Source organism: Phycisphaeraceae bacterium (assembly GCA_019454185.1).
GTDB lineage: Bacteria > Planctomycetota > Phycisphaerae > Phycisphaerales > UBA1924 > JAHBWV01.
The window spans coordinates 2,732,371-2,758,996 of sequence record CP075368.1; the positions used below are offsets into that span (position 1 = coordinate 2,732,371).

20 protein-coding genes are annotated in these 26,626 nt (G+C 65.2%); 10 read left to right on the top strand and 10 right to left on the bottom strand.

Annotation, left to right across the window (positions count from 1 at the left end):
* Positions 1 to 8: 8 nt before the first annotated feature.
* Entirely contained in the window at positions 9 to 860 is an 852-nt protein-coding gene (locus KF838_11630; protein QYK47426.1) for a hypothetical protein, read from the bottom strand.
* A 9-nt stretch (positions 861 to 869) separates the two neighbouring features.
* The gene (locus KF838_11635) at positions 870 to 1,733 is read right to left on the bottom strand and encodes an ABC transporter ATP-binding protein (protein ID QYK47427.1); all 864 of its coding nucleotides are present in this window, start codon (positions 1,731 to 1,733) and stop codon (positions 870 to 872) included.
* Between the two features lie 180 nt (positions 1,734 to 1,913).
* Here KF838_11635 and KF838_11640 point away from each other — a divergent pair, with 180 nt between their 5' ends.
* The 3 genes from KF838_11640 (at position 1,914) to KF838_11650 (ending at position 7,040) form a co-directional block, all read left to right on the top strand.
* Entirely contained in the window at positions 1,914 to 2,933 is a 1,020-nt protein-coding gene (locus KF838_11640) for an NAD(P)H-binding protein (protein QYK47428.1), read from the top strand.
* 79 nt (positions 2,934 to 3,012) lie between these two features.
* Entirely contained in the window at positions 3,013 to 5,454 is a 2,442-nt protein-coding gene (locus KF838_11645; GenBank protein ID QYK47429.1) for a VacB/RNase II family 3'-5' exoribonuclease, read from the top strand.
* 71 nt (positions 5,455 to 5,525) lie between these two features.
* Positions 5,526 to 7,040, top strand: a complete 1,515-nt coding sequence (locus KF838_11650; GenBank protein ID QYK47430.1) for a carboxypeptidase M32 — start codon at positions 5,526 to 5,528, stop codon at positions 7,038 to 7,040.
* Between the two features lie 116 nt (positions 7,041 to 7,156).
* Here KF838_11650 and KF838_11655 read toward each other — a convergent pair whose 3' ends face one another.
* Positions 7,157 to 7,771 carry a hypothetical protein gene (locus tag KF838_11655; GenBank protein ID QYK47431.1) on the bottom strand — a complete coding sequence of 205 codons (615 nt, stop codon included), beginning with the start codon at positions 7,769 to 7,771 and terminating at the stop codon, positions 7,157 to 7,159.
* Positions 7,772 to 8,076: 305 nt separating this feature from the next.
* Positions 8,077 to 10,647 (bottom strand): S9 family peptidase, encoded by a 2,571-nt coding sequence (locus KF838_11660; GenBank protein QYK47432.1) that lies wholly within the window; start codon positions 10,645 to 10,647, stop codon positions 8,077 to 8,079.
* A 117-nt stretch (positions 10,648 to 10,764) separates the two neighbouring features.
* Here KF838_11660 and KF838_11665 point away from each other — a divergent pair, with 117 nt between their 5' ends.
* The 6 genes from KF838_11665 (at position 10,765) to KF838_11690 (ending at position 17,737) form a co-directional block, all read left to right on the top strand.
* Positions 10,765 to 12,456, top strand: coding sequence for an LptF/LptG family permease (locus KF838_11665; GenBank protein QYK47433.1), 1,692 nt, complete (start codon positions 10,765 to 10,767; stop codon positions 12,454 to 12,456).
* Positions 12,456 to 14,081 carry a glycosyltransferase family 39 protein gene (locus KF838_11670; GenBank protein ID QYK47434.1) on the top strand — a complete coding sequence of 542 codons (1,626 nt, stop codon included), beginning with the start codon at positions 12,456 to 12,458 and terminating at the stop codon, positions 14,079 to 14,081. The genes KF838_11665 and KF838_11670 overlap by 1 nt, the downstream gene beginning before the upstream one ends.
* A gap of 27 nt (positions 14,082 to 14,108) precedes the next feature.
* Positions 14,109 to 14,894: a phosphatase PAP2 family protein gene (locus tag KF838_11675; protein ID QYK47435.1), complete on the top strand. Its 786-nt coding sequence runs from the start codon at positions 14,109 to 14,111 to the stop codon at positions 14,892 to 14,894.
* On the top strand, positions 14,891 to 16,042 hold the full coding sequence (locus KF838_11680) for an LptF/LptG family permease (GenBank protein ID QYK47436.1): 1,152 nt from the start codon (positions 14,891 to 14,893) through the stop codon (positions 16,040 to 16,042). The genes KF838_11675 and KF838_11680 overlap by 4 nt, the downstream gene beginning before the upstream one ends.
* A gap of 149 nt (positions 16,043 to 16,191) precedes the next feature.
* Positions 16,192 to 17,292 (top strand): redoxin family protein, encoded by a 1,101-nt coding sequence (locus KF838_11685; protein ID QYK47437.1) that lies wholly within the window; start codon positions 16,192 to 16,194, stop codon positions 17,290 to 17,292.
* A 109-nt stretch (positions 17,293 to 17,401) separates the two neighbouring features.
* Positions 17,402 to 17,737, top strand: coding sequence for a hypothetical protein (locus tag KF838_11690; GenBank protein QYK47438.1), 336 nt, complete (start codon positions 17,402 to 17,404; stop codon positions 17,735 to 17,737).
* Here the strand turns inward: KF838_11690 and KF838_11695 are convergent.
* Complete coding sequence (locus tag KF838_11695) at positions 17,701 to 18,312, bottom strand: PadR family transcriptional regulator (GenBank protein ID QYK47439.1); 612 nt, start codon at positions 18,310 to 18,312, stop codon at positions 17,701 to 17,703. The two genes, KF838_11690 and KF838_11695, sit on opposite strands and share 37 nt — an antisense overlap.
* A 122-nt stretch (positions 18,313 to 18,434) precedes the next feature.
* Here KF838_11695 and KF838_11700 point away from each other — a divergent pair, with 122 nt between their 5' ends.
* Positions 18,435 to 19,787, top strand: coding sequence for a DUF1080 domain-containing protein (locus KF838_11700; protein ID QYK47440.1), 1,353 nt, complete (start codon positions 18,435 to 18,437; stop codon positions 19,785 to 19,787).
* Between the two features lie 30 nt (positions 19,788 to 19,817).
* Here KF838_11700 and KF838_11705 read toward each other — a convergent pair whose 3' ends face one another.
* The 5 genes from KF838_11705 to KF838_11725 form a co-directional block, all read right to left on the bottom strand.
* Positions 19,818 to 20,972, bottom strand: a complete 1,155-nt coding sequence (locus KF838_11705) for a hypothetical protein (protein QYK47441.1) — start codon at positions 20,970 to 20,972, stop codon at positions 19,818 to 19,820.
* Positions 20,973 to 21,128: 156 nt separating this feature from the next.
* The gene (locus KF838_11710; GenBank protein ID QYK47442.1) at positions 21,129 to 23,702 is read right to left on the bottom strand and encodes a glycosyltransferase; all 2,574 of its coding nucleotides are present in this window, start codon (positions 23,700 to 23,702) and stop codon (positions 21,129 to 21,131) included.
* 328 nt (positions 23,703 to 24,030) lie between these two features.
* Entirely contained in the window at positions 24,031 to 24,396 is a 366-nt protein-coding gene (locus KF838_11715; GenBank protein ID QYK47443.1) for a hypothetical protein, read from the bottom strand.
* A 10-nt stretch (positions 24,397 to 24,406) separates the two neighbouring features.
* On the bottom strand, positions 24,407 to 24,628 hold the full coding sequence (locus KF838_11720) for an antitoxin family protein (protein QYK47444.1): 222 nt from the start codon (positions 24,626 to 24,628) through the stop codon (positions 24,407 to 24,409).
* Between the two features lie 50 nt (positions 24,629 to 24,678).
* Positions 24,679 to 26,568: a hypothetical protein gene (locus KF838_11725; GenBank protein QYK47445.1), complete on the bottom strand. Its 1,890-nt coding sequence runs from the start codon at positions 26,566 to 26,568 to the stop codon at positions 24,679 to 24,681.
* Positions 26,569 to 26,626: the final 58 nt, after the last annotated feature.

The window sequence follows — 26,626 nt, forward strand, 5'->3', positions numbered from 1 at the left end:
GAGTGGCCTTACAGATCGCCACGGAGCGAGCGTGGGGGGCCGAGGACCTCATTCATGACGATCGCGCGGCGGAGTTCGGCCGAAGAGATGCGGGCGGCGTTGGCAATCACCGATGACGCGCCCGAGCCCCCGACGCGCGGACCGGCGGGAACGGGCGACGCAGCGCGGGCCGCTTCGGCAACCGCCGCGGCCTCAAGCTCCGCACGGGCACGTTGTTGGCGTTGCTGGCGCTCTGCGGCATCCTGCTTCGAGCGGGCGATCGCACCCTTACGCTCCTCCTCCGCACGGGAGCGTGCGATCTGCTCGCGGCGTTGACGCTCGTCGATGTAGCCGGTGTCGCGTGCATCGACGGGGCGACCCTGGGCCGTGCGGGCGGGTTGCCCCCGTGACTGCCCCGCTCTGGCTTGCTGCTCGGCGCGGGCCTTCGCAGCGCGGGCCTGGGCCTCGCGCTGGGCCTGGATCTGCATCTGGGCCCGGGCACGCGCGTCTACGGGAACGCGAGCGGGGGAACCGGACTGAGCGGAGCCGGCCTGGGCCTGAGCGGCGGCACGGCGGCGCAACTCTTCCAGGCGGCGCTGACGCTCGAGCATGATCTCCTGGAGACGCTGCTCAGGGGTAAGAGGACGCTGGGGAGCCGGACGAGAGGCGGCCTGCTCTTGGACACCGAGGGGGGAGGTGGCGCCGGGGGCTCCCTGGATGCTCTCGAGATTGCGCCCCGTTCGCAGCGCGTCAAGCCGCTGGCGTTCGAGGGCTTGCTGAGACTGGCGGATCTGCGCCTGTTCCTTCAACTTACGGACGATCCACCCGATGGCGGAGGAGCCGATGATCAACAGGAACAGAATCAGTTCGATCTTGTTCACGGGTCAAGTCTATCGGGTCTGCGGGGCGGAGGGAGCGAGCCGACTTGGAGTCTCTCTTACTTCGAGGATGCCGGTGGGGATGAGGGCGGGAGGACCATCGTCCACCCGGACCGATTCGAAGTGGACGCCGTAGGCGGGGCCGAGGACCTCGGGAGTCAGAACGGTGGGGGCGTCGCCGGAGCATGAGAGGGTGCCGCCGCAGTCGAGGAGGATCGCGTGGTCCGCGACTCGCCGGGCGATGGTGAGATCGTGGAGGACCAGCACGATGCCGATGCCCTGTGAGGCGAGTTGGCGGAAGAGTTGGAGCGCGAGGACGACATGTCGCGGGTCGAGAGCGGCCAGGGGCTCGTCGGCGAGCAGGAACCTGGGGCTCCGGGGGGCTCTGCCCGCACGCCCGAGCAGTTGCGCAACCGCGCGGGCGATGGAGACCCGCTGCTGCTGGCCGGCGGAGAGCGTGTTGAAGGGACGTGCGGCGACGGACGCAAGATCCAGCGCGTCGATCGCCTGGGTGACCGCGTGATCATCAGGGCCGATGGTGTGAAGGCCCATCGCGACGACATCGCGGGCCGGGAAGGCAAAGGCGACAGAGGAACGCTGGGCGACGTAGGCGATGTGGCGGGCGCGATCCGCAGGGGCGATCTGGGCGACATCCACGGCGAAGTCAGGGGATGCTCCGCTGGCTCGCTTGAGCGTGACGAGGCCGGAGGTCGGAGCCACGAGACCCGCCATGAGTCGGAGCAACGTGGACTTGCCCGCACCGTTGGGACCGACGAGGGCGGTCACCGAACCGGACGCGACCGAGCCCGAAAGGTCAGAAAGAACCAGACGGGATCGGGTGTAGCCGAAGCAGAGGTCTGTGAACGCGATTGACACGCACGATGGTACGGAGAGGGTCGGGATGCAGAGACCAGAGCGGGGGGTGCGTTTGGAGATCCCAGTCGGCGGCCATAAACTCGGTGCCTGTCCGGGCGTTTCCCGGGCGGATTGCACGCACGGAGCGCCGGGCCCGCTATGCCGCGGGAGGGCGTCCACGGTCGGAAGGACGGTTGCCCGATGTCTCAGATGGTTGTCGCCGTTGCGGGTTCGACGGGCTTTGTCGGACGGCATGTGGTTGCGGAGCTGCTCTCGCGAGGGCATCGCGTCCGCGCGCTGGCCCGCGACCTCAAGAAGGCCGGCAAGGTGCTGGCGTCGCACCCGGAACTCACGATCGTCGAGGGTCAGGCGCACACGTCCGCAGGCGCGGCGGCGCTCATCAAGGGAGCCGATGCGATCGTGAACTGTGTCGGGATCATCCGAGAGACACGGGGTGGGCAGCCCTTCGAGCAGGCGCACGTGGACGTTCCGAAGAAGCTCGTCGATGCCCTCCGAGAAGAGTGCCGCACGCGGGGCATGCCTGTTGATGCGGCTCGCTTTGTGCAGATCTCCGCGCTCGGCGTCACGGATGAGGACACTCGTCCCGGCGGCGCGACGCGGTATCAGCGCTCGAAGTTTGACGGAGAGATGATCGTCCGACGGAGCGGCTTTGCGTGGACCGTGCTGCGTCCCGGGATGATCCATGGCGCGGACGGCGAGTTTATGAGCATGGCGCGGGGGTGGGCGACCGGGCGTGCCGCGCCGTACCTGTTTATGCCGTACTTTGCGAGGCGAACGGACGGCACGATGTCGATGGTGCCGGGGAAGACGGAGCCGGCGAAGCTCGCGCCCATCTTTGTCGGCGATGTGGCGTGGGTCGTCGGCGAGTCGCTCGCACGCGAGCAGGCGATCGGCGAGGTGTACAACCTTGTCGGGCCGGAGGTGCTCGGCTGGGACGAGTTGCTCACGCACATCCGCGACAACGTGCCGCTCGGCAAGAAGGAACTGCCCATCGTCGGCATCCCCGGACCGCTCGCGATTGCCAAGGCGCGGGCAATGAAGGCCATCGGCCTCGATGGGCTGCTGCCCTTCGATGACGGCATGGCGATCATGGGGATGCGCGACTCGGTCGCGGAGAGTTCCAAGGCGCGTCAGCACCTGGGATTCGAGGGGCGTGCATTCCGTGAGACGATGGCGGGATACGCCGCAAAGATGGTGTGAGGGGCAGGGAAAGAGTCACGAAGTCACGACGATTGGAGTCTGAGATCAAGCACGAAGCACGGAGCGGGAAGGGGCACGGATGACGCTGCGATACGAGGGACGTCTGAAGCAGCACCTGTCCCACGAGACATACACGCCGCAGACCATCGCGGAGCTCGCGGCGGACCTTCGGGTCGAAGACCCGGCCGACTTTGAGCAGGCGATCAAGCAGCTCTCGCGGGACGGCGTGGTCGTCGTGAGCGCGACGGGGCGCGTGTCGCTGCCGTCGCTCTCATCCTCAGGCGGCGAGATCACGGGGATCTTCAAGGGCAACCCGAAGGGATTCGGGTTTGTAAGGCCCGAGGACTCTTACAAAGAGGGGGATGTCTTCATCCCGCCGGATGCGACCGGGGGCGCGCTCTCGGGCGATCGCGTTCGCGTGCTGGTCGCTCGCGAGCGTCGACGCGGGGATGAGCAAGGGTTCGTCGGCGAGGTTGTCGAGATCCTCAAGCGAAAGCGCGCCGCGTTCACCGGCAACATCTTCAAGCAGGGCCAGCAGTGGCTCGTGCAGCCGGACGGGCGCGAGATGAACAAGCCGATCGTCGTGCGCGACGCGGCGAGCAAGAACGTGAAGCCCGGCGACAAGGTCGTCGTGGAGATCGTCGAGTATCCCGAGGGGGACGCGCTGGCCGAGGGCGTCATCTCGCGCGTGCTCGGCGAGGCCGGACGCCCCGACGTCGAGACGCAGGCCGTGATCGCGGCGTTTGCGCTCCCCGATCTGGAGTTCCCGGAGGCGTGCATGCAGCAGGCACGCGACGCCGCGGCGAGGTTCGACGAGGAGATCGCCGACTACGTGAAGCACGGGGAGAAGGCCCTGAAGGGGCGCCGGGATCTGACGGGCGAGTACATCATCACGATCGACCCTCCGGACGCGAAGGACTACGACGACGCGATCTCGATCAAGCGGACGGCCGAGGGGTGGGAGCTTGGCGTCCACATCGCCGATGTGGCGCACTTCATCGAGCCGGGGAGCCCGCTGGATGTTGAGGCGGCAGACCGCGGCAACTCTGTGTACCTGCCGCGCCTGGTGATCCCGATGCTGCCGGAGATCCTCTCCAACGGCATCTGCTCGCTGCAGGAGGGCGTGCACCGCTACTGCAAATCGGCATTCATGGTGTACGACAAGCACGGGAACGTGAAGCGTGAGGGCGCGGGAAGCGTCTTGATCAAGAGCGCGAAGCGCCTGACGTACCTCGAAGCCCAGGCGCTGATCGACGGCGACGAGGTCGAAGCGAAGAAGCATGCCAAGACAGAGCCGATCTACACCGAGCAACTGATCTCGACCCTGAAGGAGATGGACGCGCTGGCCCGCGCGATCCAGGGAAAGCGCCACCGCAACGGGATGATCTCGCTCGAACTCCCCGATGTCGTCCTCATCTACGACGAGAACGGACGGGTGATCGATGCCGAGCGCGAGGACAGCGCGTACACGCACACGCTGATCGAGATGTTCATGGTCGAGGCCAACGAGGTGCTCGCGCGCCTGTTCGAGGGGTTGCAGGTGCCGCTGCTCCGGCGCGTGCACCCCGAACCGACGCCGGGCAACACCGAGGACCTTCGGAAGACGGCGACGGTCGCGGGGTTCAAGATCCCCAAGAACCCGACGCGGAAGGAACTCCAGGGGCTGCTCGACGCGACACGCGGAACCTCCGCGGCCCGGGCCGTCCACATGGCCGTGCTGCGCACGCTAACCAAGGCGGAGTACTCGCCCGCACTTATCGGGCACTTCGCGCTCGCGTCGAGCGCGTACGCCCACTTCACGAGCCCGATCCGCCGGTATCCGGACCTGACGGTGCATCGAGCTCTGGCGGAGTATCTGCGTCTGACCGACAACGCAAGGAACAAGCCGCAGAGCGACAACGAGAAGATCGAACTCGGCAAGCGGATGATGTCGAGCCCGATGTGCCCGCACGTGCAGGACCTGATGGAGGTCGGACGGCACTGCACGCAGAAAGAAGTGAACGCGGAGGACGCGGAGAAACAGCTGCGCGGCTTCCTCGTGATGCAGCTGCTGGCCGATCACGTCGGCGAGAGTTACGCGGGCGTGGTGACGGGCGTCTCCCCCCGGGGTGTCTTCGTGCAGCTGGACAAGTACCTCGCCGACGGCATGGTCAAGACGAGCGACCTGCCCGGCGACGTCACGCGTTCCAACGCACAGCCGAACTGGCGCATCGACTCACGCACGGGCGCGCTCGTCGACATCAACTCCGGGCGGTCCTTCAACATGGGGGACACGGTGCATGTCACAATCGCGGCGGTCGACCTGGCGCAGCGTCGGATGGATCTGCTGATCACCGATGGCGCAAGCCGAGCCGCCGGCAAGGCAAAGGTGCCGACGCTCAAGCTCGGGCAGACCGGTGGCGGCATCGGCAAGGCGGCGGGTGCTGGCTTCGACAAGTTCGGCGGCAAAACGGGCTCTCAGCGACGCAGCCAGAAGAGCAAGCAGCGCGACAAGGGAAAGAACCACAGAAGAGACAAGTAGTGGAGAAGGGGCAGAGGGGCAGAGTGAAAGATGATGCCTGCTTGGTGTCTGGTTATCAACCGGGAGCGGCCATGAGCAGCGAGAACACGTCGTACACACAGTTGCGGACGCTCATGCGCGAGGCGGGAACGCTGGGATCCGTCAACGCGCTCCTGGCGTGGGATCAGGAGACGTTCATGCCCTCGGGCGGCGCGGACGCGCGGGCCGAGCAGCGCTCCATGATCGCGACGATGGTCCATGAGCGAAGGACATCGGCGAGGGTCGGCGAACTGATCGTTGCCTGCGAGCATGACGCATCGCTCCCGGAGACCGAGCGAGCAAATGTCCGCGAGATGCGCCGCGACTACGACCTGCTCACCAAACTGCCGGCATCGCTGGTCGGTGAGATCGCCAGCACCGCGACCAAGGCCCAGGAGGCATGGAAGGATGCGCGACAGAATTCGGACTTCGCGACGTTCCGCCCGTGGCTCGAGAAGATGATGGAGCTGGCCCGGCAGAAGGCGGCCTGCTACGGCACTCCCGCAGGTGGCGAGCCGTACGACGCGCTGCTGGAGGAGTATGAGCCGGGCGCCCGTGCGGCCGAGCTCGAGAAGGTCTTCACGCCGTTGGCGAGCGAGCTCTCCGCTCTCATCGCGAAGATCGGCGCATCGGGCAAGACGGAACGACTCGCGATCAAGCCCCCATCCATCGACGCCTCGAAGCAGCACGCCTTCGGCCAGTTTCTCCTGACGTCCATGGGCTTTGACATGAACTCAGGACGCCTGGACACCACCGCTCACCCCTTCTGCGAAGGGCTCGGGCCGGGGGACACTCGACTCACCACGCGGTACCGCGAGGATGAGTTCGGCGGCGCGATGTACGGCACGTTGCACGAGATGGGGCACGGGCTGTACGAGCAGGGGCTGCCGAAGATGGAGCGGTACGGCGAGCCGCTGGGCGAGGCGATCTCGCTCGGAATCCACGAGTCGCAATCACGGATGTGGGAGAACCTCGTCGGTCGTTCTCGCGCGTTCTGGATGTGGGCGCAGCCCAACGCCTCGAAGATGATGTCCGCGTGGTTCGGCACGCAGTCGGTCGATGCGCTCTACTCCATGTCGAACGTCGTCAAGCCGTCGTACATCCGCGTGGAGGCGGACGAGGCGACGTACAACCTGCACATCCTGCTGCGATTCACGCTTGAACGCGCCCTGCTCAAGGGCGATCTGTCGGTCGCGGAGCTCCCGGGCGCGTGGAACTCGATGTTCGAGACACTCTTCGGGCTGCGCGTGCCGGACGATCGGCGCGGCTGCCTGCAGGATGTCCACTGGTCCTGCGCACTCATCGGGTACTTCCCGACGTACTCGCTCGGCAACCTGTACGCGGCCCAGTTCTTCGAGACGGCACGCGCCGCGATGCCGGATCTTGATGAACGCTTCGCGAGGGGCGACTTCGCGCCTCTGCTCGGCTGGCTCCGCACCAACATCCACCAGCACGGTCGCCGCTATCGCGCGGGCGAACTGTGCGAACGCGTCACGGGCAAGAAGCTCGATTCGGGCGCACTGCTCCGCTACCTCAAGGGGAAGGCGGCAGAGGTGTACGGGGTCTGAGAAGTTTCGCCCGCGATGCCCGTCCCCACCCGCGCGCACAAGCCCCGGCATTCGTGCGAACGCCGGGGTTGCGGGATGTCTGTGAGAGAGATTCGGAGGAGAGATATGCCGACCGATCAGCGCCGGCGGCGGGCAGCGACCACGCCGCTGATGCCAAGGAGCGAGAGAGCCCCGGGCGCGGGGACGCTGTCCGTCAGCACGCGAACCTGGACGACGTGGTTGCTCGGGGCGAGCGAGAAGAAGTTGAAGTGAAGTGTGTTGCCGGCGACGAAGATGGTCGAGGGCGGGAATCCGCCGAGGCCGCGGAAGGGGTAAGAGGTCGGGTAGACGACGTTGGAGTGACCGAGAGGGGCATCGGTGTTGTCGAGATTCAGAGGCGTGAAGATGACGCCGAGGATCGCGGTGGAGAAGGTGACGCTGCCGCTCGCGTTGATGACGCCTGGAATGGCCTCGAAGTGGATGAAGCTGCTATCGAAGGTGCCGCTGAGAACGCCGGGGATCGCGCCCGAGTCCGGCCCGTTGTTGGTCTGATCGACGGCCACCGTCATGGAGACGCCCTGCTGCTCGTCCCACGCAAAGGCGTTGAACCCCTGCATGGCCCCGATCGTGGCAGAGCCGGAGGGCGACGTGTTCCAGGTGGTCTGCCCCGCGACGCCGGTGATCCCTGCGTGTGCGGCGGTGGTCGTGAGTGCGGAGAGCGTGAGCGCGACGAGAGCGATGCGAGCATTCATGGGTGAACTCCTGTGGTTGCTGGTTCAGGTTTGGTTGCGGGATCCGGCTGGCGGGCCTTGATTCGGGTCCGTCAGGCCGGGCGTCGTTCGCTCGGCATCAGAGTTGCCGCAACGACAGCGAACCTTGCAGGAAAGGCAAAGAAAAATCGTTCTACGCGGAGGAAGGCGAAGGAACTGGAGCTCAGAACCGAAGAATGCCGGCCTGCTTCAACGCGCAGTAACGCTCTTGGCATCCTTCGCGTCGAACTGTTTCTCCGCGAAGCTCCGCACTCGCTGCGTTCTCTGCGGTTCCACAGATCGCGCGTTCAGTTCGCACTCTCGCTCGCACCATGCGTAGAGGCCTCCGACGCGTTCTTCACGTAGCGATCGAGCCACTCGATGCTCTCGGCAAGCACGTGCATGACGCTTTCGCGTGCCATGTAGCCGTGGGACTCATAGGGAAGCATGACGAGGCGGGCCGTGCCGCCTGTGCCCTTGATCGCCTGAAAGAGTCGCTCGGACTGGATGGGGAAGGTGCCGGAGTTGTTGTCGATCTGGCCGTGGATCATGAGGATGGGGGTCTTGATCTTGTCGGCATGGGTGAACGGGGACATGTTCATGTACACGTCCTGCGCTTCCCAGAACGAACGACGCTCGGACTGGAAGCCGAAGGGTGTGAGCGTCCGGTTGTACGCGCCGCTGCGTGCGATGCCGGCCTTGAACATGCCTGGCGGACAGTGCGCAAGCAGGTTCGCCGTCATGAACGCGCCGTAGGAGTGCCCCCCCACCGCCACGCGCGTCGGATCACCGACGCCCATCGATACCGCCTTGTCGATGGCGGCCTGCGCGTTGGCCACAATCTGCTTCACGAAGGTGTCGTTGACGGTTTCAGGGTCGCCGATCACGGGCATCGAGGCGTTGTCCATCACTGCGTAGCCCGCGAGGAGCAGGAAGAGGTGGCTGCTGCCGCCGATCTGCGTGAAACGGTGCTGCGAGCCCGACACCTGGCCTGCGGTCGATGTGTCGGAAACCTCGTTCGGATACGCCCAGATGAAGAGAGGGAGCTTTGTCCCCTCGACGTAATCGGGCGGCAGGTACATCGTCGCCGACAGCGGCGCGCCATCGTCACGCGCGTACGTGATGATCTCGCGCTTGATCTTGCGGAGCTCGGGAAGGGGGTCGGTAAACGTCGTCAGCGCAGTCCTCGAACCATTCGACAGATCCATCACGAACGTGTTGGGTGGCGTGGTCTGCGTCTCGTGCGTCGTGATGACACGGATCCCGCCCGTCGGCCCCTTCTTGGCCATCACATCGATCGCGCCCTCGTAGCACTCCCCCTCGTTCCGCCACAGCCGCTCCTTGCTGAAATCGGCCAGCGACATGCGATCAAGGAAGGGGCGGTTCCCCTCCGGCGTCGCGCCGTCGCCGTCGAGGTAGACGTATCCGTCATCGACGCGGACAACCGAGACGCCATTGGACAGCCGCTTCGACAGCGGCGAACCCGGATCGTTGTAGCGATCGTTGATGGAGCGATCGAACACCAGGCGCGGCTCGCCCACGACCTTTCCACCATCAACATCCAGCGAAACCAGCCAGGTGCGCATCCAGCGGCGCTCGCGCTCGAACTCGCCGACCATCGCGTGGGCGACAGCCGGTCCATCCTGCATCGCGCCCGGCTCAAGCCAGGACATGCCGCTCGCCCGGTGCTGGAGTTTGAGCCACTCGGAGGGCTCGCCCTTGAATGGAGCGGCCAGGAGCATGCAGCGATCGCGATGATCGACCTTCGCCCGCGGGTCGCCGCCGTCGAGGGCCTCGGTCCAGAGGAGCGTGGCGGGCTGGGTGTCGAGCCAGTTGACGCCGCGTGGTCCGGTCTGCACGCCCTGGGTCGGGATGTTCTCTCGCAGGGGCATCTCGACCACGGTGCGCACGGATCTCTCACTCGCCAGATCCAGGACTTCCCAGGTCATCGGGAAGAGCGACCACGGGACCGCGTACGAGTACGGACGCTTGACGGTGCCGACGAGCAGATACTCGCCCGATGGCGAGGATGAGACGCCAGCGTGGATCGCGGGCGCGCCGATCTTGCGGATAGAGCCGGTCTCGATGCTCACCACCGCCAGTTGCCCGGTCATGATCCAGTCAAAGAGGGCCTCATCGTGGGTGTCGTTGAGCAGGTCCTGGTAGGTCCGCACGGGCGCAACGGTCCCGTCGGCGTCCTGCATCACCGGACCGCTCGGCACCGCGGGCCTCTGCGGCATCGAGCCGCGCCCTTCAGGGATCAGTGAAACCAGCACGCTCCGCTGGTCCGGCATCCATCGAACGCCGACGCCCGCGGCTGTATTCAGCGTCGGGCCGACGAGTCGTTTCACGGCGCGTGTCTCGGTATCGCAGACCCAGAGTTCAGTGCCGCTCGGCAAGGGCCTCCCGCCGGCATCGGTTTCACCCGCCGGGTTGATCGTGTTCGTAAACGTGAAGTACCTTCCATCGACGGACCATGAAGGCCCTGAGAGCGCGGCATCGGCGGGCGTCTCGATGCGCATGTCCTTCAACCCGACCGGCTCGCCCTCGCCGGGCATCGGACGCAGGACGAAGCCCGTGTACGGACGGGGGCCGTGCGGCCCGTTGGTGTTGGGGTTCAGCCGAGAGCCGCCCAGACGCAGCATGGGTGCGGCAAGGTCGGCGATCGCAGGGAGATTGCGACGCTCGAGCAGAAGGATCCAGCGATCGTCGGGGCTGATCGAGACCGCAGGCGTGGGCGGGGTATCGAGCACGCGCCGGATCGCTTCCGGGGGCGTCTTATAGCCGGAAATCGACTCGCCGGGCTGTGCGTGCGAGGTGAGAGACGCGACGGCAGCGATGGTCATGGCCAGTGTCCGGTGGGCGAGCGTGCGGTACATGGGGGTCTCCAGTCGATCCGGTCTAGAACCGTACTTCTGTTCATGCAGTGTACCGACTCGCGATGGGCCTGACCCGTCGTCGTGCGCGAGCGAGGGCTGCCCCTATCATCCCCACCCATGCGGATTCCCGGGACGCTCTGGCGGCACATGGCGATCGAGGTCGGGCGGGTGGTGCTCATCACCGCCGCCGTTCTCCTGTGCGTGGTGTCGTTCTCGGCGGTCGTCAAGTTTCTGGCCGAGGGAAAGCTGAGCCCGCTCGACGCGCTGCGTTTCATGGGCGTGATAGCGGTGCCGATGCTGCACTACACCCTGCCGTTCGCTTCCGGGTTCGGCGCGACACTGGCGTACCACAGGATGGTCAGCGACGGGGAGATCCTGGCGGCCCACGCCGGAGGCATCGGCCACCGAGCGGTGCTGATGCCGGCGTTGCTCGCCGCGATCGGGCTCGGGGGGGGGCTCGCCTACCTGAATCAGCAGGTCATCCCCAAGATGCTCGAGTCCTCGCATCGGATGATCACACAGGACATCGCCAAGATCCTCTCGGCATCGATCGAGTCGAGCCAATCGGTGAACTTCGACAACTTTCTGCTGCACGCGGGGAGCGTGAAGCGATTCGGCGCGGACACGTCCAGCGGCGCGACCGAGCGCATGATGCTGACGGATGTGGTCGCGGTGGAGTTCGACCGCAAGGGCGTGATCCGATCCGAGGCGACCGCGCGCCGGGCCTGGCTCTGGGTCTTCCCTCCCGGCGGGCCTGATCCGATGCCGGGCGTCTCTCCCGGTGTTGGGTACGTGAGGATGCGACTGGAAGAGGGGGTCGGGTTCTCCGGCGGGCAGCTGGTCCGATTCACCGAGCTCTCCCCCGATCCCTGGCTGCTCCCAGATTCGTTCCGCACGGACCCGAAGTTCTTCACCAACTCGGAGATGGACACGCTCCGCGAACGCCCCGAACTCATGCACGGCGTCGAGCAGCGGCGATCCCGCCTGGCGCAACGACTCGCTGAACGCCAGACGATGGGAGAGATCAAGGCCTCGCTGCTCAACACCCAGCGCGTGCGCCTCATCGATAGCGCGGGTCAGACGCTGATCCTCCGCGCTTCCGACATCCGCCTGACTCCCGAGCGACGGTGGGCCGTGCTGCCGACCACCCCGGGACGCCCCATCGAGGTCGATCGCTTCATGCCGGACGGAAGTCTGGCCCGCTACGGCGCTCGCTCGGCGGAGATCGTGACGCAGACCATCGATATGGAGGGAATGTCGGAACTCACGGCCCGACTCGTGCTGTCAGAGGTCACGACCATCAGCGGCACAGCCACGGGCAGCAGCGTCGGAGGGAGTGTCGGCGGGGATCGCGCCCAGCTCTCTCTCGGGCCTCTCTATTCCTCGTCGCGCCCCCTCGACGATCTGATCGGACGTTCGTGCGCCGAACTGCTCGAAGCTTCACGGGCGTACACGAACCGCGAACGGCCGGATCTTTTCATCGATGAAGCCGCCTCGGACCTTGCCAAGAGCATCGCGAAACTCGAACGCGAGATCCTGAGCAAGGTGCACGAGCGCTGGGCGATGTCCGCCGCATGCCTCGTCATGACGCTTGCGGGCGCGGCAACCGCGATGCGGCTCGGAAACGCGCTGCCCCTGGCCGTGTACCTCTGGTCGTTCATCCCCGCGCTGGCCGCTGTCATCACCATCACCAGCGGGCAGCAACTGACGCACGACCTCGGCGCGCCCGGCCTCTTCGTGCTCTGGGGAGGCGTGGGATTGCTGGTTGTGTACACCCTCGTCTCCTATTTCCACGTGGCGCGACATTGATGAACGACCATCCGGTGAACGCCTCGCACGCTGCACGGCCGGACCGATCTCCGTGGCCGGTCGTCCTGGCGATCGCCGCGGCACTTCTGCTCGTGCGGCTTGGCTACCTCGCGTGGCTCTGCCCGTACACGCTCGCGGAGGATGAGGCGCATTACTGGGACTGGTCGCGCTCGCTCGACTGGTCGTACTACAGCAAGGGGCCGGGGGTCGCCTGGCTGATCGCAGCGATGACCTCGATCTTCGGCGTATTCGAGCTGGGCATCAGAGCGGGCGCGGCTCTCATGGGCTCGATCGCGACCATCGGCGTCGCCGGGCTGGCCCACGCGACCTACGCGGATCGGCGGACCACCATCGCGACCGCCGCACTCTTCAACCTCATCCCTTTCTACCAGGTCTCGGCGTTGCTCATGACGATCGACATGCCATATGTCGCGTGCTGGGCTGTCGGATCGTGGGCGGCGATGCTCGCACTGCACAAGGGGGGCCGCTGGGCGTGGATCGCGCTCGGCGCGTCCATCGCCGTTGGATTTCTCTTCAAGTACACCATGGCGATGATCGTGCCCGGCATTCTCGGGGCGATGATCGCCGGGCATCTGGCGAGCAAACGCAGCGGCAGACCCGTGCTGCGGATGGATCCGCGCTTCGGACGCTGGGCCGCGTTCTGTGTGCTGGCCGCGCTCACCGGGCTCGCCCCCGTCTTGATCTGGAACGCCGAACGCGACTGGCCCACCGTGCGCCACCTGCTCGGGCACCTGGGCGTGAAGGGCGGCGATGTGCCGACACCGCGCGACCCGTGGACGCCGAAGTGGTTCTTCGAGTTCGTGGCCGTGCAGATCGGCCTGATCGGTCCCGCGCTCGCGCTCATGTACCGGGCGATCGCTCGGGGTGAGACAGGACGCGAGGATTCGCCCGCCGAAGCCGCGATACGCGCCCGGGCTCGCACGCTGGCGTGGATGGGGCTCCCTCTCATCGGGTTCTATCTGGTGGTCTCGCTCATCAACGATGCCGAGGGCAACTGGGCGATCGCTGGGTATGTCACGCTCGTGCCGCTCGCGGCACGCCTCGGCACCGGTCGCAAACGCGCCGGCAAACGGGCGGGCAGGAGATACCCCGCGTGGCTGGCCTGCTGGGTTGTCGGTGTCGTTGTCGCGATCTGCTTCGCGCGCCTGGACATCCTTGCGAAGGTGCCGCTGATCGGGCGGGCTGTGCCGCTCGGAAGACTCATGCAGTCGGACCTGCGAGCGCACGATGTCGATCGGTACGCGAGCATGCTCGCAGAGGAGACCGGGCTCGAGCCCTTCGTGATCGCGAGCCATTACGGGCGAGCGAGCCAGTTGGCGTTCTATATGAAGGATCGGCCTCGGGTGTACTGCGCCGGCCCGCACGTGGGCGGGCGCAAAACACAGTTCGACATGTGGGCATCGACCGATCTCTCGCAACGCTCCGTGAATCTGCAGCTGAGCGGGAGACCGGCGGTGCTCGTCGGCTCGTTGCAGCACCAGTGGGAGCGGGCGTTCGAGCACATCGAGCCCATCGGGGCCCTCAACGGGGAGACGAAGCCGGATCGCGTATCGTTCCTCGGCTATGCGTACCGAGGATTCACTGGCCCCCGACAGGACAAGTAGGCGCAGCGGCGACGAGGGACTGCACGCGTGAAGACAGGTGTCGGACCATTCAGGAGTTGGATCGCCCGGCGCATGCGCCCCCGCGTCGGCTTCGCGTCGCGCGCCGAACTGGAGCTCCGCTTCGTGCGATTCGAGCGCGCCGCGATCTGGCTGCTCGTCGGGTTCCTCGTGGTCTCGCTCCTCGACGGTGCGGCGTGGCGCTGGCTCCGATTCGGCGAAGAGCGCTGGCTCGAATCTCGCGACTGGTACCAGATGCTGCGCCAACTCGGATACCTGCCCGTCTGGATCTTCGTCGGCGTCGCGTATGGGCTGTCGGACCTCTACGCGCGAAGACGCGGCGAGCCCGATCGCGGACCGCGATCCGTCATGATCATCCTCGCGCCCGTGCTCGCCGGGCTCATCGCGGAGATGCTCAAGCGGACCATCGGCAGGGAGCGCCCGCCCGAGCGGGCGATCATCACCGCCGAGAACCCGCTGCCCGATCAGCCGTCGCTCCAGTATGTCTACAAGCCCTTCCTCAGCGGCTGGACCGACGACACGAACATGGGCATCCCGTCGAGCCATGCCGCCGTCGCGTTCGGTGCGCTCGTGCTGCTCGGCTTCATGCACCGGGGGGCGAGGCCGGTCTTCTGGCTGCTGGCGATCGGGTGCGCGGCATCGCGCGTCATCGCGGGCGCTCACTGGCTGAGCGATGTCTACGCGGGAGCGGTGATCGGAGCCCTCTGCGCGACGCTCGTGTGGTCGCGGATGGGGTGTGGCTGGTCTCGTGACGCACGCGACATCTGGCGATCGCGGGGGAGGCGTCTCGGATGAGCATCCTCGACCGCTCGATCGCCAGGCACTTTGTCGCGAACGTCGTCATGCTGACGATCATTCTGTGCTGCTTCGTCGTGACGATCGACGTCTCGGTGAACGCGGACCGGTATATCCGCAACGCCGCGAAACTCGCGACCGAGAACGGGCAGCCCCCCTCCTCGCTCCGCACAGGGCTCGTCACGGTCTTCCTCGTCGCGGACCTCTGGTGGCCCCGGCTCATCCAGCTCGTCACCTATCTGCTCGGCCTCGTGATGGCGGGCGCGATGGGGTTCACATGCTCGCAGATGGTCAGGCACCGCGAGATGGTGGCCATCCTCGCGTCCGGACAGCCCCTCTCAAGGATCGCAAGGCCGATCCTTCTCTCTGCGTGCGTGCTCTGCGGAGGACAGCTCGCTGTGCAGGAGACCGTCCTCCCGCGGATCGCGCCACTGCTCACCAGAGACACGGGCGAGGCGGGCGGTCGGAAGATCTCAACGACCAGCGTGCCGCTCATGGCCGACGGGCAGAGCAACGTCATCATGGCCTCGTCCTTCGATGCCGACGCGGAGGGCGGCGCGGGAGCCATGACAAGTCTGATCGTCTGGCTTGTCGGTGAGAGCGGCATCAAAGACCGACGCATCACCGCGGACAGGGCCGTCTGGCAGGCCGATGTCGGAGCGTGGCGCCTGGAGAATGGCGTCGTCGAGAACCGCGCCGTTGAAGAGGGATCTCGCCTCTCGCGCATCGATCGCTTCGAGACCGATCTCACGCCGACCGCCATCACCGTCCGGCGATACAGCGGCTACAGCCAGTGCCTCTCCTGGAGCCAACTCGTCGAACTCGAGGCCGCAACACGCGACTCGCGAGGCGCCGACGCACGGAGGCAACTCGCGCGGCTCGAACGCCTCCGATGGGGACGCCTCGCCACCATCGCGACAACGCTCCTGGCCCTCTCCATCACCATGCCCTTTTTCATCACCCGTGAGCCGCGGAACATGGTCCTCCAATCCCTCAAGTGTGCCCCCGTCGCGATCATTTCGCTCATGGGCGGCGCACTCGGATCCGCGGCGGCGATTCCCGGGGTGCCTGCGGCAGTCAGCGTTTTCGTCCCGGCCATGATCCTCACTCCGATAGCGATCGCCACCCTAACAAGCATCAAGACCTGAGGTAGATTCCTGCCATTTTCAGCGTCATTCTGTGGTGCGGGTTTGGAATCGGAACACAGGCGAGCGTCATCTGTAAGAAGAGGTAGAATGTTTTCAAGCGCGCCCAAGCAGGAGCGATGGAGTTTCTCGCCGGCGCCAGGAGCAGCACAATGAGATCGCGGAAGCTGAACGTCACGATTGCGGCCTTGATCGGAGCCACGCTCTTCACGGCCGCGCCGGCGGCGACCGGGGCATCGACAACCTTCCAGCCGGAGGCGAAGGCCACCGAGAAGAAAGTACTCAAGGCCGGTGACCGAGCGCCGGAGTTCAAGGTCGAGAAGTTCATCAAGGGCGACGCGATCACCGGGTTCGAGAAGGGACACGTCTACGTCGTCGAGTTCTGGGCGACGTGGTGCGGCCCCTGCATCAAGGCCTTCCCGCACCTGACGGAACTTCAGAAGCAGTACGCGGGCGATGTCACGATCATCGGCACGAACATCTGGGAGACCAACAAGTACGACGACAGCACGCTCGCGAAGGTAGAGAAGTTCGTGGCCCAGAAAGACGACGTGATGGGCTACACCGTGGCCTACGACGGACCGTCGCGCCACATGGACGAGAAGTGGATGCGAGCCGCCGGACGCAACGGCATCCCCTCCGCGTTCGTGGTCGGCAAGCAGGGCGTGGTCGAGTGGATGGGCCACCCGATGTGGCTCGACGTCGTGCTCGCGGAGGTCGTCGCAGACAAGTGGGACGCAGCGACCGGCCAGAGCAAGCTCGAAGCGATCGAAGGAAAGCTCGGCGAGGCGTTCCGGCTCTCACGCAGCGATCCCGCCGGAGCCCTTGCCAAGTTCGAAGAGATCGAGCGTGAGTATCCCTCCGTCGGGCATATGTTCGAGGACACAAAGGCCGCATGGATGATGGCCGCAGGCGACACCAAGGGCGCTTCTGCCATCTTCGCGAAGAACGTCGACAAGATGATCGCGAGCGGCGATTCCGAGGGTCTCAACGCGATCGCCTGGGGCATGGTCGATCCCGATTCCCCCGCAAAGAACCCCGATCTTGATCTCGCCCTGAAAGCCGCCGAAGCCGCGGACCGCCTGAGCGAGCACAAGAACCCGGCCATCATCGACACGCTCGCCCGCGTCCACTTTGTCAAGGGAGACGTCACGAAGGCGATCGAGCTGCAGACGAAGGCCGTTGGGCTCGCGAGCGGCGAGATGAAGGCCGATCTCGAGAAGGTCCTTGCCGAGTACAAGAGCAAGAAGTGAGCCGCCCGCACGAGAACTGAGTCTCTTCCAGAGCCCCGGGCATTCCCGGGGCTCTGTTGTTTCTGCCCCGATAGAACGCTTGAATACGCATCCAGAGACGGAACATCCGATGCAGCAGTACCACATGTGGTTCAATCTTGTCGAGTCCCACCGCGACATGGAGTTCGCTGGCCATGTCCGCGCGTATCTGGATCACCTGAAGGGGAAGGGGCTCATCGACGACTGGTCGCTGTCGCGCCGCAAGTTCGGGTTCGCACCACCCGAGCTCGGCGAGTGGCACGTTGTCGTCCGCACGAGAGACATGTCGCAGCTCGACGGCGCGTTCGGCCTCGTCGCGACCAGATCTGGCGAGATCGAGACGCTGCATCGGCCGGTCTACTCAATGGTCAAAGACTTCAAGAGCGCGCTCTACCGCGACTTTCCCGATCCCGAGCGTGCTCGCTGACCCGGACCGGCCTCTTCGACGGGCGGCACGCGCCGCGGGGCTTTCTCCACCCCTTCGAGTGCCGCCAGCCAAGCGCGACGAGACGCGACATCCGCCCTGCCGCACACGGTCATCAGCGAGGCGTACGGATCGAGCGAGGCGTGGGCCTCGTCCCACGCGGCGATCTGGCTCTCAAGACGATCGAGCGCCTCAGAAGCCGCCTTGACCCATCGCGCACGCTGGCTCGGCGTCAGTGCCCCGAGAAATCGAACCCGCGAGCGAAGAGGATCGTGTGAGACCGTGATCGCCTCGGCCCGAATGGGCGGCCCGATCCACGCCCGAAGCGCGCGGAGTCCCGACGGCGTGATGGAGTACACGCGACGCGCCCGAAGGCCCTTCGACGATGCCTTCGACGAGAGCAGACGCTGCCGCTCCAGTCGCTGCACAAGCGGGTATATCGAGCCCGCGCTCGCCGACCATTGCGTCGATGGCGACCTCATCATGTGGCAACGCACGTCGTACGGGCTGCACGGGCCGAGCTGCCAGATCAGACCGAGCACAAAGCTCTCAAGTTCGCTGCGTGGGGCTCTCGCCATGTGGACGGAGCGTACCCGCTTCTGCCAGCCCCTGCGCGCTGATCGATTCGGCGTACATTCGGACCCGCAATGTGGCGAGCGATGGCGAACCGTTCGCTCGCTCGCGCTGATACCATCCGTCTATGAACAACCCTTCTCTCACCAGAATCGTCGCCGCAACGCTCGCGCTCGCGGGCTCGATCACCCTCCCCATGTCGGCTCTTGCACAGGGCGCAGGCACCACAAAGGCCGCACAGCCGATCACAGATCGGGCGACGGGCGGCTGGTCCGTCCTCTTCGACGGCTCTTCCACAGAGCACTGGCGCAGCTACCGGAAAGACTCCTTCCCCGCAAAGGGCTGGATCATCGAGGATGGCATGCTGAAGGTCACCGCAGGCGGGGGCGGCGGCGACATCATCACGAAAGACCAGTACGGCGATTTCGATCTTGAGCTCGAGTTCAAGGTTGCGCCGGGCGCCAACAGTGGCATCATGTATCGCGTCACCGAGGCCTTCGACTGGCCCTGGATGACCGGCCCCGAGTACCAGATCCTCGACGATGCCAAGCACAACGACGGCAAGAACACCATGACCTCCGTCGGCGCGGTGTACGCCCTGTACGCCGCGAAGGACGACAAGAAGGTCAACCCCCCCGGCGAATGGAACACGGCCCGGATCCGTCTGGAAGCCGGTAAGTTGACCCACATGCTCAATGGCGAGGTCATCGTCGAGTGTCGCATCGACAACAACGAGTGGAAGCAGAAGATCGCCGCCAGCAAGTTCAACAGCATGCCGGGGTTCGGCATCCAGCCCCGAGGCCACATCTCGCTGCAGGACCACGGCGACGACGTCTGGTTCCGCAACATCCGCATCCGCTCGCTTGACGCCACGCCTCGGGCGCAGGGACTCTCACCCGCCGGACGAGGGGAGATGCTCTTCAACGGCAAGGATCTCACCGGCTGGAGCGTCTTCTCATCAACCGATCCCGGCGCATCGCCCGTCTGGTCGGTGAAAGACGGCGTGCTCGTCTGCTCCGGGAATCCCGCGGGGTACATCAAGACGGTCGAGAGCTACGAGGACTTTGTCCTCACACTCGAGTGGCGGTGGAACCCCGAGACCAAAGCCGCCGGGAACAGCGGCGTGCTCCTGCGCGTCAATGGCGAGGACAAGGTCTGGCCCCGCAGCGTCGAGGCACAGCTCCACAGCGGCAACGCCGGCGATTTCTGGAACATCGGCGAGATGGCGATGACCGTCGATCCCGCCCGCGCCAACGGACGGAACACCAGGAAAATGGCCGCGGCTGAGAAGCCCATCGGCGAGTGGAACCGCTATGTCATCTCGTGCATCGGCGACACAATCACGCTCAAGATCAACGGCCAACTCGTGAACGAGGCGACGGGCGTCGAACGCATCGCCGGGCCGATCGCGCTGCAGTCCGAGGGGACAGAGATCCACTTCCGCAACATCGCCGTGGTGCCGGTGCAGGCGAAGGAATAAGACGGGCTTCGCTCCATAGCACACGGAGCATCAGCAACCCGACGCGAACTCATTCAGGAAGTCGAGGAAGTCGAGCACATCGACGACGGTGTCGCCGTTGAAATCGGCGTTGCCCCACGACCCGCACGGCCCCCACTGCCCGACGCATGTGCCGAAGTCGTCGAGGAAATCCAGAAAGTCCATGACATCGGCGGTCGTATCGCCGTTGTAATCAGCGGGACACGGCGCCTGCGTGAAACCCCGGATCTCCCAGATGCTTGTCCGATCGGCAATGTAGAGACTGACGCCGCCGCTCGAGTCGGAGGACGGCCCGAAGGTGAGATCGCCCTCGTATGTGCTGATAAACCCGGTGCAGAAGGTCGTTGACGTGCCGAACTTCACGCTCACTCGCCTGATCCAGTTGGACTCTCGGATATAGACGGCATCGCCCCAGGGGTCCACGTCAAAGTTGACGATGCCGCCGGCGAGCTGGCCCGGCCCCACGAGCTGTGTGTACGAGTCCGTGAAGATATCGACATATCCCAGGGCTCGATCTGCCATCGTCGAGCCGTTGGTCGAGATGAAGCATCGCGCATTGACCTCATCGACCTCGAGCGAGGAAGGCCGGGCCGGAACTGTCGCGAACGCGGGGAGACTCGGGGAGTTCCCCGGGAGATTGAAGACCGTAAGGCGATCAAGAGAACCGGTGTGCCCGGATGAGACAATGAACTCGCCGTAGTACGGCGCGATGCCACAACCCCAGTATGGACTCGCCGCGCCGGGAACCGACGCAACCTCCGTAGGGAAGAGATTGATCGCGGTCGCGTCGTAGCTCCACAGTCGATTCGTAGCCAGATACACACGTCCGTCGATGAACTCCATGTCGGTCGATGGACTTGGCCCGGAGTCCGGAGGCGAACCGGTCGCCCCGAAGGAACGAAGCAGCTTGATCGCGCCGCCCACATCGACGCGATACAGCCGGTTGTTGTTGGAGTCGTCATAGAAGATCGCGCCGGTGCCCGGATCCATACAGATCGCGCTCGCGTTACCCGGTAAGCCCGACGCCCGCTGATGCACGGTGTAGCCCGGGGGAATCACCGTCGGGGCCGCCGCGACCTCGCCTGACGCCAGAGCCGTCGCAACGAGGACACAACCCGATAAACCAAGACTGCTCGATGCCCTGGAATCACGTTCGGTCAGCCGCATGGGATATCTCCTGAGGAACCCGTCACGGCGTGCGGCCCGAACAGACGAGCAAGTCGCGCCGCGTGACACCTCGGATTGCCACGAGAACCCCATACCTTGCAGGAGCAAGGACAACTTTTTGAATTGCACCCCCAATGGACCTCGAAGGTCCGAGAATCAGACTGTCGGGGTATGCGCTCTGTTCGCCACCCGTATCTCTGGCGCTGGCGCCGGCTCCGGCACGGGCTGTGTCCGCGGGGTGATGCCCTGCGTCGCAAGGTGCGTGTGCCAGGCCCGGGTGTGTACTTCCCAGAAATCGTCGAATGAATTCGCGAGGGAGTACCGCTGCACGGAAGCGTGTGCCGCGTGGGACATCCGCGTGCGGCGTTCATCGTCGGCGAGCAGGCCGACGATGCGCTCGACCCAATCGTTGGGGCGATCGACACTGAGCACGTGGCCGCTCACGCCCTCGACCACGACCTCCTTCGGGCCGCCCTGATCGGTGACAAAGACCGGAAGCCCCGATCCCTGCGACTCGAGCACGACCTGCCCGAGCGTGTCGGTCACGGAGGGGAAGACGAACATGTCGCTGGAGGCATAGATCGTCGAGAGTTCCTCGCCGCGCCTGAAGCCCAGGAACTTCACGGGCAGACCCTTGAGTTCCTGCTGCATCCGTTCGCGGTACGGACCATCGCCGACGATGATCAGCTCGGCGTTGATCCCCTGCTCGCGATTGCGTTGGCAGACCTGCTTCCAGATCTGCGTCATGAAGGGCATGTTCTTCTCGACGCTCACGCGCCCGACGAAGAGAACCTTGAGCGAGTCGGCATCGCATCCCAGCCGCTGCCAGATCGAACGGTCCTTGAACCGGACGTGGAACTGATCGGTCTCGAAGCCGGGCATGAGGGGCATGACCTTCGCACGATCCATCCCGAGCTTCACGAGCGATTCCACGTAGTCCTGCGAGCGCGTGAAGATCGCCCAGAACGGCTTATAGAACGCCCGCATGTACTTCTCGCACGCCTTGGTGAAGACGTGGTCATCGAACAAGCGATCGACATAGGCCGGGAAGTCGGTGTGATAGACACCGAGCACGGGGATGCGCAGCATCTTCGCGGCAATATAGCCGACCATACCGACCGGGCCGGGCGTCGAGATGTGGAGCACATCGGGCTGATGGCGGTCCAGATGACGCAGCATCCGCGTGATCGGCGGCAGGCAGATCTCGAGCTTGTCGTACTTGGGCATCTTGAACGCGACAGCCGGCTCGAAGTTGTAGACGTTCGGGTAGTCCGGGCACGTGAACCGTGTCGACGTGATCACCTGCAGGTCACGCCCCACGTTGTTCGCCTGGAGGGCGACGTTCTCGATGAAGCGGCAGACACCGTTGACATCGCCGAGCGTGTCCGTGAACAGACTGACGCGCATAGGACGCTCCAGGGGGCTCGCGCCGGAGCCCGGGGGGGCAATCTCGTGTGCGAAACGCTCGACGAAGTTCCGCTCCTTGTTCTGGTGGAAGAGCGAGTAGATGTAGGGCGCCTGGGCCGCCTGAAGAATGCCGTAAGAAAGCAGATGGTCTGCCAGCGCGTTGCGGTCTCGCTTCTTCACCGATCGGACCACCGACGACGAGAGCGCGTGCGAGACGGACGCGCTGAGCGTGTCCATGAACTCGGCCATGCGATCGTGGTCGCCGAGGGCCGCGCCCTCTCGCCACGCCTCGGGCCTGAGTTTCGCGCGAATCTCCGGGAACTGCTCGAGCGCGGGGCCGATGCTCTCACGCAGCGCGTTCACGATGGGCAGCGTCTTCTTCTTCCGCTTGAACAACTTCCGCTTCAGCACGTGCAGTGCGACGCGCGGCTTGCTCGGCGCCTCCGCCTCAATCCCCGCAAACCGCAGCAGCTTCGAAGCCAGAAGCCGGCCCGTCGGCGACGGCAGATCGTGCAGGTTCTTCGCGTAGTAGTTGGCTCCGACCGTCGTGAACTGATGCGCCAAAAGCGACGAGTGCCCCGCGATCCCACCCACCTCCGACTGGCCCGCCATCACACGCCGAAAGAACTCGGCTGGATCACGGATCGGCGCATTGTCCTCCGATCGAACCTCGGTCCACGAACGCCCGATGTTCAACAACCCGTGATCGTCGGAACCCGCAGTGCGCCCCTTCAGCCACGGACGAGACCACAGCGACTCCATCCCATGTCGCTGCTCGATCTCCTGCATCAGCGCAGGTGTCAGCGTCCGCAGGAACAACTCGATCGGGTCACGCAGCGTCGCCGAGTGCGCACCATTCAGCGTCTCGAAGGAGCGGAAAAGCAGCGACGCCCGCTCGACGTGCCATCGGCTGAGCCGCCCGTTCTGAACGTACAGCGGGTGCGCCAGCGAGTGGGCGATATTGTGTTCGCGAAGGAATCGAGAAAACGCGTACACGTCTTCCCGAAGCCCGTGCCCGTGCAACTGCTCGTTGATCTCGGGCGTGAGCCCCCACATCAGCACGTGCAGCTTGCAGCGATCCTCCGGGAAGTAGACCGTGAACTCCTGGCCGATGATGAAGTCCTGAAAGCCCCGCTCGTGCAGCTCCAGCGCGCCCTTGATCGTGTCGTGGTCCGTGATCGTCACAAGGTCCATCCCCCGGACCTTGGCCATGTCGTAGATCCGCTCCGGCTCGGAGTAGCACTCAGGGCAGTTGATGAGCCCCAGAGCCGCAAGTGCCGGACCGTCAGACGCGCGGGAATGCACGTGCGTGTCAATACGCACGACCCCGGCCCCCGTGCCCTGGCTCACTGGAGATTCACACGGCTCCGCCGGAAATCTGCCGCCAAACTCTGACACCATGCTGGCCCCTCTTTCCCAAGGGCTCGAACCGCCGAACCTTCCCCAGGTTCGGATGCCCGGGCACGTGCGTCTACTCCGACGACCCTGGGAATATCGATCGATGGTAGGAAGGGGCTGGAGATTCCACAGCCGTGACAGGGCGTTCGGGTGCGGGATTCGTGCAACCCTGACGAAATACTGGGTTTCCGCGAACAGTTCTGCACGCGGCGCTCGGGTGGCGACAGGTGTCGGAGCGTGGAAACCCGCTCAGTCACCGTGGCGTGTGGCGCAGCACTTTGACGCCATAGAACAGGGCGGCGATGAGGCAGAGAGCTGGAAAGACCGTGGCGATCGAACGTCCGCCGCGCGTCTTGAAAACACCCTCGGGGAACACCTCTTGGTCGATGAGCAGCGTGTACGGCAGAGCCAGAGCACCAGTCCCAAAAAGGATCAACAGCAGCCGCAGGCATCTCTTTCTTTCCTCGGAGCCACCCTCTTCGAGATACGCCTTGGAGAGGCCCTCAACATGAGCGAACAGGCCCATGCTCACAACGAAATAGCTGAACATGATGCCCCAGTGAACCCAGGGCGGCACGGTTCCGATCAGCTGCCGACATGCTTCGAACAGTGCGTCCACTGGAAGCTCCTCATCGTGAGCGTTGCCGATCAGTCGACAAGTGGGTTGATGGTGGCCAGCCCATCGAACCCGCCAACCGGAAGGGCTCTTGCAATGCTGCGGTTCGCTGCTCGCTCGATGTCGATTCGAGACGCTCGACGGTCACTCGTACGCGTTGATGCTCCGCAAGATCCAGCCGCTCCTCGGGCCTCAACACCCCACCCTCGTAAATAGCACGCACGATCTGGACCATCGGAGCCTCCTCATTGCCCTGCTCAAGATCATTCTACCAGATCTGCCCGCTCACTTATCATCCTTCTTCCGACCCCCGAGCAGCCCGTCCAGCGCCTTCCCCGCCTCGCCGCCGAGTTTGTCGCCGATCTGCCCCCCGACTTTGTCCTTCACATCTTCGAGCGCCTTGTCAACGACCTTCCCCGCCTCGCCCTTCACACGATTGGCCAGCTCCCCCGCGCCCGCCTGCAACAGCGACTGCGCCAGCACATCGCCATCGATCGCGATCCGCGGATTGTCGAACTCGCCCTTCAGCCCGATCGGCAGCGTGAACTGCGAAACCTTCGCCTGTCCAGCCCCCGCAATCGAGAGCGTCGTGTCGCGCAGCGTCACGCTCAGAGGCACATCGATGTTGCCCAGATCGGTCAGGTTCGCATTGATCGCAACATCCATCGTGCCGCCCGAGATCGGCGGCTGCCCCCCGATCGCGATCAACTGGCTCCCGATCAGATCCGCGCTCATCCCCTTGACCGCGAGGTTCACCGTCGTCTGCCCCGCGCCCGATGCGCTCGCCGCGCCGGCAGAGACATCCGCGTTCAGCGTGCCTCCCGAAGACGTCACCACCACCCGTGGCGCGCCCTGCACCAGCCACGGCTGTGTGGAGAGGTTCTCGCCGCGAATGTCGAGCGTCTGCCCCGCCAGCACCCCCCCACCAGCCCCACCACCGGCCCCACCTCCGGCCGCCTCAACCCGGACCCCCTTCGCCTCGAGTTCGCGCACGAGGAACGTCGGTGCGCCCTCGACGAGATGCGATGCGACGACGCGTGTGTATCCCTGCTCCTTGACCAAGCGGCGCAATCGCTCTTCAAGCGTCTCCGTCTTCTCTCCCGGTGCTCCCGAGCCGTCACGCTCCGGCCTGCGCTTGTTGATCTCTTCCAGCCAACGCCGCGCCTGGGCCAGCTTCTCCTTCCATTCCTTGGCCTGCTTGATGTAATCATCCAGCGACTTCTCACCCGGCTGCGTCTCGGGCTTGTCTTTCGAAGGGGGCCGGAAGACCACGCCAGGCACCTTCCGCGTCGCGCCCTGCATCGCATCGACAGCGACGATCTTGTCCATGCTGATCCGCTTGCGGAGCAGATCCTTGCCGGATACATCCCCCGACAGCGTCGCGGCCCGGAACAGATCCTTGCTCGGCTCGCTCGCGTCGCACACAGCAAGCCCCGTCAGCGTGATCTTCCCCGACTTTGCGTCGATATCGACGCTCGCGAGATCCACGGTCGCGCCGTTCGCCCGCTCCAGCCCCGCCCGCATGAACGAGGTCACGATCGGGCCTGAGAGATACTTGTACCCGATGAACCCGAGCGCAACAACCAGAGCCGCGAGAACGACCCCGCTCACCCTGATCGGCAGCCCGATCCTCTTCTTCAGCATGTCCGAGTAAGAGCCCTTGCCCTTGCCGCCGAAGAAGATCCACATGATGAACTTGTTGATGGGCTTGGTCGTGAACGCCTTGAACGCGTCCGAGCTCACCTCGTAGGTCGCAATGACCTTTCGGAACTTCTTCACGATGCCGGAAACGAACAGACCGAGCACGAGCCCGACTGCGAAGCCGAGCGCGATGCCGCCCGTCGTGGTGTAATACTCGAGCCCCAGCAGCGCAGAACCCGGCGCGTTGATCGCCGTGCGAAAGAACCCGCTTGTCGGGCCATCGAGCAGGACGCGCCCGACCTGGAACGTTACGGGCATGATCGCGAGCGAGAGCAGCTTCGCACCGCCCGCGACCATCGCCGCGAGCGCAAGGTTCGCGTTGATGATCACCAGCAGCAGCAGGAGCGAGACCAGCGTTCCCGCACCTGCGTTCAGCGATGGCACAAAGCCGATCATCGCGCCCAGCACACACGCCATCAGAATCTGGAAGGGAGTGGCCTTGCCACGCAGTACTTTGGCGACTGTCCGCACCATGCTTCCATCCTCCTGAACCGCGCCGCAGGCAGATCCCCTGCCGCACGCGTGTCCGTGA

Coding starts and splice junctions, on each gene's coding strand:
- KF838_11640 (QYK47428.1), top strand. CDS start 1,914: ATGTCTCAGATGGTTGTCGCCGTTGCGGGTTCGACGGGCTTTGTCGGA.
- KF838_11645 (QYK47429.1), top strand. CDS start 3,013: ATGACGCTGCGATACGAGGGACGTCTGAAGCAGCACCTGTCCCACGAG.
- KF838_11650 (QYK47430.1), top strand. CDS start 5,526: ATGAGCAGCGAGAACACGTCGTACACACAGTTGCGGACGCTCATGCGC.
- KF838_11655 (QYK47431.1), bottom strand. CDS start 7,771: ATGAATGCTCGCATCGCTCTCGTCGCGCTCACGCTCTCCGCACTCACG.
- KF838_11660 (QYK47432.1), bottom strand. CDS start 10,647: ATGTACCGCACGCTCGCCCACCGGACACTGGCCATGACCATCGCTGCC.
- KF838_11665 (QYK47433.1), top strand. CDS start 10,765: ATGCGGATTCCCGGGACGCTCTGGCGGCACATGGCGATCGAGGTCGGG.
- KF838_11670 (QYK47434.1), top strand. CDS start 12,456: ATGAACGACCATCCGGTGAACGCCTCGCACGCTGCACGGCCGGACCGA.
- KF838_11680 (QYK47436.1), top strand. CDS start 14,891: ATGAGCATCCTCGACCGCTCGATCGCCAGGCACTTTGTCGCGAACGTC.
- KF838_11685 (QYK47437.1), top strand. CDS start 16,192: ATGAGATCGCGGAAGCTGAACGTCACGATTGCGGCCTTGATCGGAGCC.
- KF838_11690 (QYK47438.1), top strand. CDS start 17,402: ATGCAGCAGTACCACATGTGGTTCAATCTTGTCGAGTCCCACCGCGAC.
- KF838_11695 (QYK47439.1), bottom strand. CDS start 18,312: ATGGCGAGAGCCCCACGCAGCGAACTTGAGAGCTTTGTGCTCGGTCTG.
- KF838_11700 (QYK47440.1), top strand. CDS start 18,435: ATGAACAACCCTTCTCTCACCAGAATCGTCGCCGCAACGCTCGCGCTC.
- KF838_11705 (QYK47441.1), bottom strand. CDS start 20,972: ATGCGGCTGACCGAACGTGATTCCAGGGCATCGAGCAGTCTTGGTTTA.
- KF838_11720 (QYK47444.1), bottom strand. CDS start 24,628: ATGGTCCAGATCGTGCGTGCTATTTACGAGGGTGGGGTGTTGAGGCCC.
- KF838_11725 (QYK47445.1), bottom strand. CDS start 26,568: ATGGTGCGGACAGTCGCCAAAGTACTGCGTGGCAAGGCCACTCCCTTC.